This window comes from Bifidobacterium pseudolongum subsp. globosum, assembly GCF_000741295.1.
Lineage (GTDB): Bacteria > Actinomycetota > Actinomycetes > Actinomycetales > Bifidobacteriaceae > Bifidobacterium > Bifidobacterium globosum.
Map to the genome: position 1 here is coordinate 1 of NZ_JGZG01000011.1, position 6,918 is coordinate 6,918.

Sequence of the window (6,918 nt, forward strand, 5' to 3'; positions counted from 1 at the left end):
CCGGGGCGCACAAAGGCTGCCGGGAACTCGCCTCCCTCGGCCGCGTGCTCAAAGACGCATGCGCGACATCCTCGCCCTCTTCCGCCACCCCCACTCAAGCAACGGACCCACCGAAGCCATCAACGGCAGGCTCGAGACCCTGCGCGGCAACGCCATGGGCTTCGCCAACACCACCAGCTACATCCAACGATGCCTCATCCACAGCAGCCAACTCAAAGACATCCTTACACACTAACCTGAGAAGAGCCGCTTTACTGTAATAAAACCACATACCGGTTACAGCAACGGCCTTACCGCTCGGAATGCTTCCTCTTCATGCGAAGACGGGTCAGCAGCAGTATGCCTGCCCCGCTCAGAAGAATGCCGCCAAGGAGATAGAACAGCGCAGTCCCGGATCCGCCGGTGGAAGGAAGTGCATACCCCTGACTGTTCCAGACTCGGATCTGCCAGGTGGCTTCCGGCTGATCAGGTACCCAGTGCTCATCACCTTTTCTAGATACTTCCGCTGGACTACCTGCCTGCATAGCAGTTACCTTGTCTGCATTTACGAAAATCTTAATTGCGGAAGTAGGCGGATAATATCCGTCCGGAGCTTTCGTCTCCACTAACCGGTACTCTGTACCCGCAGGAAGTGTACCCAGCGCCAGGATACCGTTTGCACCGGTGGTTCCGGTAAGAACCGGAACAGCACCCTCTTTCGGTCTGCCTGCAGCATCATCATAGTCCTCTGCCTTGTAGAGGGCGAAGGATGCACCGGTAGTGATCGTCGTATAGCCATCATCGGTCTTCCAAACAGAAACATACTGCAGTTTTCCGTTAGGTATCTGAATAAGTGAAGAATATTTTCCCTTATCAGTATCTGTCGATGTTGTCAGCCATCCGGAATGCTCTGCATTTTCAATGGTTATGGTACCATCCTTGTTCACAGTGAAGCACAGATCCTCTTTCAACAGATCGTAATCCGTTACCGCCTGCGTCTCAGTCAGGTAATAAGTGTTGCCCCAGGTCAGGTTTTCAATTGTCACTGCTTCCACATTGGTGTCCGGGAAAGTAAGAATGCCTTCCGCATTGGAGATAAGATTTTCATAGCCGGTAATTGGCTGATAGTCTTTTCTCTTATTTCCCTGTGCATCCGTCACCTGATTGTAAAGAGCGAAATGAGCGCCTGCGAGCGGATCCTTTGTAACCGCATCCACCTTTTTCACATGCAGTTCGGTCTCCCGGTCCCGGATGGTAACGGTTGCCATGTCCGCTTCCTGGGTTTCCGTAGCCTCTTTCGCCGGTTCAAATATATAATATTTATTTTTCAGTTCTTCTGGTCCAACCGTAATAGAATCATCCGAGACTGTGATCGTGATCGGTTCAGGCAGTACCACATACCCTTTGGGAGTCTCAACCTCCGTCAGTGTGTAAATGCCCGGATTCAGGTAAGCGATGGTAATCAGACCGTCCTCGCTTCGCGACGTGTAGCTTTCCGCTGCAACATCCTGTCCTTCCGAATCCTTCAGTGTAAAGACGGCTCCGGCAAGAGGAGTCTCGTAATCCCACCGCATCTTAAACAGTTTAATGCCCGGCCGTGAGTTGGTCACGACATCGGTACGGACGTTTTCATTCTGGGTCGTCGGTTCCCCGATCTGATAAGTCACTGTGTATTCATTCTCCTGATGCACAGTGGTACCCTTCGGTGTTCCGCCTACGGTCAGTTTTCCACTATCCGGGATGGGGGTGATGCTGTCATAACGAATTTCTCCTGTTGCCGGATCAATTTCGGGATTCGTGAGTTTCACCTCATAAACCCTGTATTCACTGAAATCCCTGCCGGCCATCTGTTCCTGGTTGAAGAAATAGTGAATCTCCTTATTGCCGTTCATCATCGAACGAACGGATCCTTCAATCAGTTCCGGAGCTTGCCCTTCTTTTTCGTAGTATACCGCGAAATAGATAGGATCATGGTCAATGAAATCTTCATCTGTCCATACTTTCTGCACGGTCAGACCCCAGCCTTTCTGATTTCGCACATCTACTTCAGGATCCACCTCCCCTTCGATCGTATCGCTGATCGGCGTGGTTCCATGTGGTTCTTCCGGAATAATATCCGTACGTGTATAACCGTCCGACAGACGCAGGGTATATCCCTTTGGAATTTCATCGTCGCGCTCTTCCACCTTCCAGTGAACGCCGTCGATCAGATCCCGGACTTCCACTGTATAATCTGCAGGAATCTTGGAAATAGCGCCGCTCGGAGAGGTTTTAAATATAATCGATTCCTTCTGCGTGTCTGTCATGGGTGCCAGATATGTTTCCAGATCACTGTAGTTATTTATGCCCAACGATACAAACTTCTTCTGTGCAAGATCCCAGCGGCAGTAATATTTATCTCTGTTTTTAACAAAGTAAGAATATAGATTAGCCGGAGGAATATCATCTTCACTCGTAAAGGCATTTCCTAAATACAGACGGTAAGAGAACAGTGTTTTATCCTCTTTCTCACCTTCGGCAGCATCATAATGCAGCCGATCCTGTCCATTGGAATCATAAAGCTGCTTTGTAATGGACAGCGTTCTCATCGCGCCTTCTTTGACATGATTATCAAACAGGACCGTATCCCGGTTCGTCATTGTATCCAAGGAGGTTTTATAATCCTTTCTCCCTGGATTCTGTGTATCTGTAGGAGCAAGTGTTTCTCCGTTGGCTTTGACAACATCATAAGTTGCTGTGCTTATACCGCACTCGACGATTCGGTAATTGACTGTATCCTCCGGCAGCTCGATCACCGCCGACTCACCGGCTTTCAGGAAGAATACGTTGTCGTAAGTCTGCTGTTCAAGCGTAAGATGCTCTTCGTACTTCACCTGCTTGGTCGAATCCTTATACGTTACCTTGGAGGGATCATTCAGAAGATGCTCTTCGCTTTCCCCATCCCCTCGAATTTTATAGTAAATCTGATACGGATATTCCAGCAGACTGTTGGATCCGCTGTTGGTGCCGGAGAGCTGTTTACTCAGCACCACGGTACCCGGCTTAACCGCTGCCAGGTTAAAACGCATGTGCAGATTGGAGGCGCCTGCGCCGCGCTCCATGTAGAACATACGCATGGTGTGTTTGGTATAATCCTTGAACACATAATTGCCCTCTTCGTTCCGTTCAAATATATCATCCAGGTATTGATTAACCTCTTCGTCGGTAGCCTCCGGGTGCTGATCTTTGTAATTGTTCTTGAAGGTGTTGTACAGCGTTGAGTTTCCGTTCGAGCTGGTAATCAGGCCTGTTCGGAAATTAACCGAACCGACCTGTGCAGAATGCACTCCACCGAGGTCGAGAACCAGCTGGCCATCTACGTACAGCCAGAAGTCGTCGTCTCCTGAAAATTCAAAGATGATGTCATGGCCCCAGGCGTCCAGACCATTCGCTGTCTGTGTGAAGCTTGCTTCCAGCTCCATCCCGAAGAAGTAATCGACACCGTCTCCAGTTGTATCCCTCATACCCTTTTTATTATTGCCGATCAGGTAAAGGTTTTCTCCCTTGCGGGCATTGGTATCCGGAAGTTCATGTGCCAACACATCCGTCTGATTGGTGATGATGTGGCCATCTTTATCATATGCGTATCCTTTATCCGGGGAAATGTCATTGTACGGCATGAACTGGCCATGTTCCCTGGTAGTTTTATGCTCAGCATCACCTGTGATCGCGCCGAGCTGATCATATACCGTAAAGGTGCCGTCCGGGTTCAGATGCGCAAAGTTCTGCGTACTGTCATACTCAAAGTACCCGCTTTCGTTGTAGATGTTCTGAAGGAACAGATGATTGGCATCCATCTCCTTAGTACTGTCGAACAGTTGAGACAACGAGTTCGAATTACTGTTCACGACTGGATAACCTGTGACAGGATCCAGACAGGTAGAAAGCAACCCTGCACCTCCGTCCGGAGTCCCCATAACCTCGGTCTGTACCACATCACGATCACCTGTAGAATATTTTTGCACATCGTTATTAAAATCAACCATCTTCATGGTGATGCCGTAAGCCTTGCTGTCGACCGTTTCAACGGTCGTCACATCCTCCGCATGCTGCTTTTCTTCCATGATGGCAAAGTAAAAATCTTCTGTCTCTGACAACGCACACGGAACCAAATGACCATTTTCCACCTTCAGGCCGGAATAGCCATACTGATCGTCATCCCATCTGATGATCGTTGTATAATTCTCTTCATAACGCCGTCCGTTCAGATTGACACTGGCGTTTAAATCCTGCACATCGCTGCCCGGACTTGTATAAATGACCTGGTCATTTGACAGCTGCGGAGTAATAAAGGTATTACCATACTGCGTATTCCGAAGCCAGTAATAATAGCTCAGGGAGCCATCCGGATTCGTTCCCTCTGTGAGTTCCCACAGCGCGGTATTGACATTCGTGCCGATCCACTCGATGCCGTCGCCTGTATCATAACAGGGGATCAGGGAACCGTCGTGGTCGATGGCGAAAAACTCGTACTTTTTCTTCGTATCGTTCCAGACACGGGTATAGATAATCACCTGTTTTTTATCGGGAACCTGACTCGTATCGGAAACACTGACCTTTTTGGCGTTGTAATAGGTAAAATCTTCCTCCGGGAAGGATGACTTCTCCACAAGATTCATCCAGGTAGTTGCTCCGGTACCGGTTGTCCCGTTGAATCCGTTATTCGCTGTATTATTGAAGTTCAGAGAATAATTACCCACACTAAAGTGCCATTTCCCGCTGTTGGCTCCCGTACCCGGAATGGCCTTGATCAGGGAATACGTTTCATCCGGAGTATCCATAAGCGTAACATTGTTTCCATTTATAGTCAGATATTTTGTCACGCCGTCAACGGTTGTTTTCAGATAGTATTTATCTTCTGAAACATTCTGGAAAGTCCATTCCTGGATATCGCTGTTTTCCGCAACAAGCAGGATTCCGTCATGATCCAGCACATCCGGCCGCATGAGCATATCTAACCCCTTCAGTCTCTGCTGACCACTGGTCGTCACACCTTCTGCTGTCAACGCTGCCGATGTTGCCGTGTCATTGTGATAGGCAATGCCATAGGTCTTGCCATTAAGGCCGTAGGGATCATCTGGCAGAACAAAAGAGGATGCGTAGGCAATGGAAATCTGGCTGTTTGCTGCATTTTTATTGTCCGTATAAAACCGGATCCCTGAGCCGCTGCCGGAATGCTGCAGCCAAAGACTAGCTCCGGCTTTTTTGAAATAGAATTTCCCGTTTCCGGCATCTTCGAGATCAAATTTTGTTCCGTTTGTATCAGCCAGGCCGGCCAGATTGCCGGAGGGATTCGTGATGTATTTCTTGACTCCCTCAACGTAAGTGTAAATATAATACTGATTGTCAACTCCGGTCGGTTCAAAATACCAGCCGTCCGCCTGACCGGAACTTGTGTTTTCTATGAAAGCACTGTTCGTGTTCAGCTCATTTGTAAAATATTTCGGAGGTGTACCGTAGGAAAGATAGAATTCTTTTCCGGTTTGTCCAGCCAGTTCCTCCAGGGAATCCACATAGTCGATTTCAACAACCGCAGGTTCCGGTGCGTCCACTATGGCATATACCGAAAATCCTGCCGCTGTAAAGGAGAGCGTCATTCCTTCGCTTTCCGTTTTCGTTTCGTCAAAACTTAAATTCTGCACCACATCCGGTACTTCCGCGCCGTCCGCAAAATGCACCACCTGCGTACCCAGAAGGCCTTCCTCGCTGCTGTCCTTATCCGCCAGTTCAATCCTCACATCCACCGGAGCGGCAATGTCGATCTTGTTTCCGTATTCATCCGTGATCTTGATATCAAACAGGCGCACGTAAGAAGCGCTGCCCTCTGCCCAGCCCAGGGCATCTTCGGTTCTGGCAACGTATTCGTCATACAGAGAGGAATCAAGCGGCTCTTCGCTTCCGGCAATGGTTTCATCGCTTTCCGGCGGCAGTATTTCAGAAACCTTCAGCTGTGCGTCTTCCGGAACTCCGGCTTCCGGGCCGTAGGTGGCCGTTATCCTGTAATTCCGTCCATCGCTGGCCAGTACATACTTCTCGATGACAGTTCCGACCGCCGAGGCCACGAGCAGGCCGTTGAGCACCATCACCACAACCGAGACGATGATGCCGGCGATCGCCATGCCCTTGCTCTTGCCGCCGTTCTTGTTGATCTGCACCATGCCGATGATGCTCAGGATCAGACCGACGATCGGAACCAGGAACGCGCACACGAAGCCCGCGATCACCAGGCCGTTCCATTTGTCGTTGTTCTGCTGCGCGCCATACCCAACCATCGGTTCCTGCGGCGGGATCTGCGGCGGGATCTGGCCACCGTAGGACTGCTGGCCCTGCTGGCTGTAGTCGAATGATTGCATGGGCTGTTCGGGCGCCGCATACGGGTTCGGCTGCATCTGGCCGTATTCCGGCATGGCCTGCATGGGTTCGTCCTGCGGCGCGCCATACGGCTGTTGTGCGGGCTGGCCGAACTGCTGCGTCTCGTCGGCCGGCTGCCCGGTGCCCGGCGTGTACGGATTGCCGTTGTACGGGTTCTCTGGGGTTGTCATCACTGCTCTCTTTCCTGGCTCTTCTCAAGTTAGTGTGTAAGGGCCGTGCTTCATCATTGCTTGTGTGATAGAAAAATTGAATGAGGAAACACGGCCTGAACCCGAGTTTATCGTGTTCGACCCCCAACGTTTCCTTGGTTTGGATGAGATGGGTCTTCGTGTGCTCTCGTGGCGGCGTCTTGGCAGGCCGGACGGCCCGGGATTAAGGCAGATCAGGTGCGAGCCGGACTCGCACGACGCACGCTGGTGCCCCTCGTGCGGCGCGTATGCCAGGGTGCGTTCGTCGTGGCTGCGCACGCTGGCGCATGTGCCCTACGGCGACGACGCGGTGCATCTGCTGGTGCGCGTGCGCCGCTAC

General features: G+C 50.8%; 1 protein-coding gene and 2 pseudogenes. 2 read left to right on the forward strand and 1 reads right to left on the reverse strand.

The features are described from left to right. Window positions 1-235: pseudogene (locus BPSG_RS08505) on the forward strand (transposase); the annotation flags it as partial. Window positions 236-290: 55 nt separating this feature from the next. Here the strand turns inward: BPSG_RS08505 and BPSG_RS07155 are convergent. Beyond that, the gene (locus tag BPSG_RS07155; RefSeq protein WP_034879143.1) at window positions 291-6,560 is read right to left on the reverse strand and encodes a SpaA isopeptide-forming pilin-related protein; all 6,270 of its coding nucleotides are present in this window, start codon (window positions 6,558-6,560) and stop codon (window positions 291-293) included. Window positions 6,561-6,636: 76 nt separating this feature from the next. Between BPSG_RS07155 and BPSG_RS08880 the strand changes: the two are divergent. Then, a pseudogene (locus tag BPSG_RS08880) lies at window positions 6,637-6,918 on the forward strand (ISL3-like element IS2001 family transposase); the annotation flags it as partial.

Excerpts from the sequence above, each read along its gene's own strand:
- BPSG_RS07155 (WP_034879143.1), bottom strand. The coding sequence starts at position 6,560 with ATGACAACCCCAGAGAACCCGTACAACGGCAATCCGTACACGCCGGGC.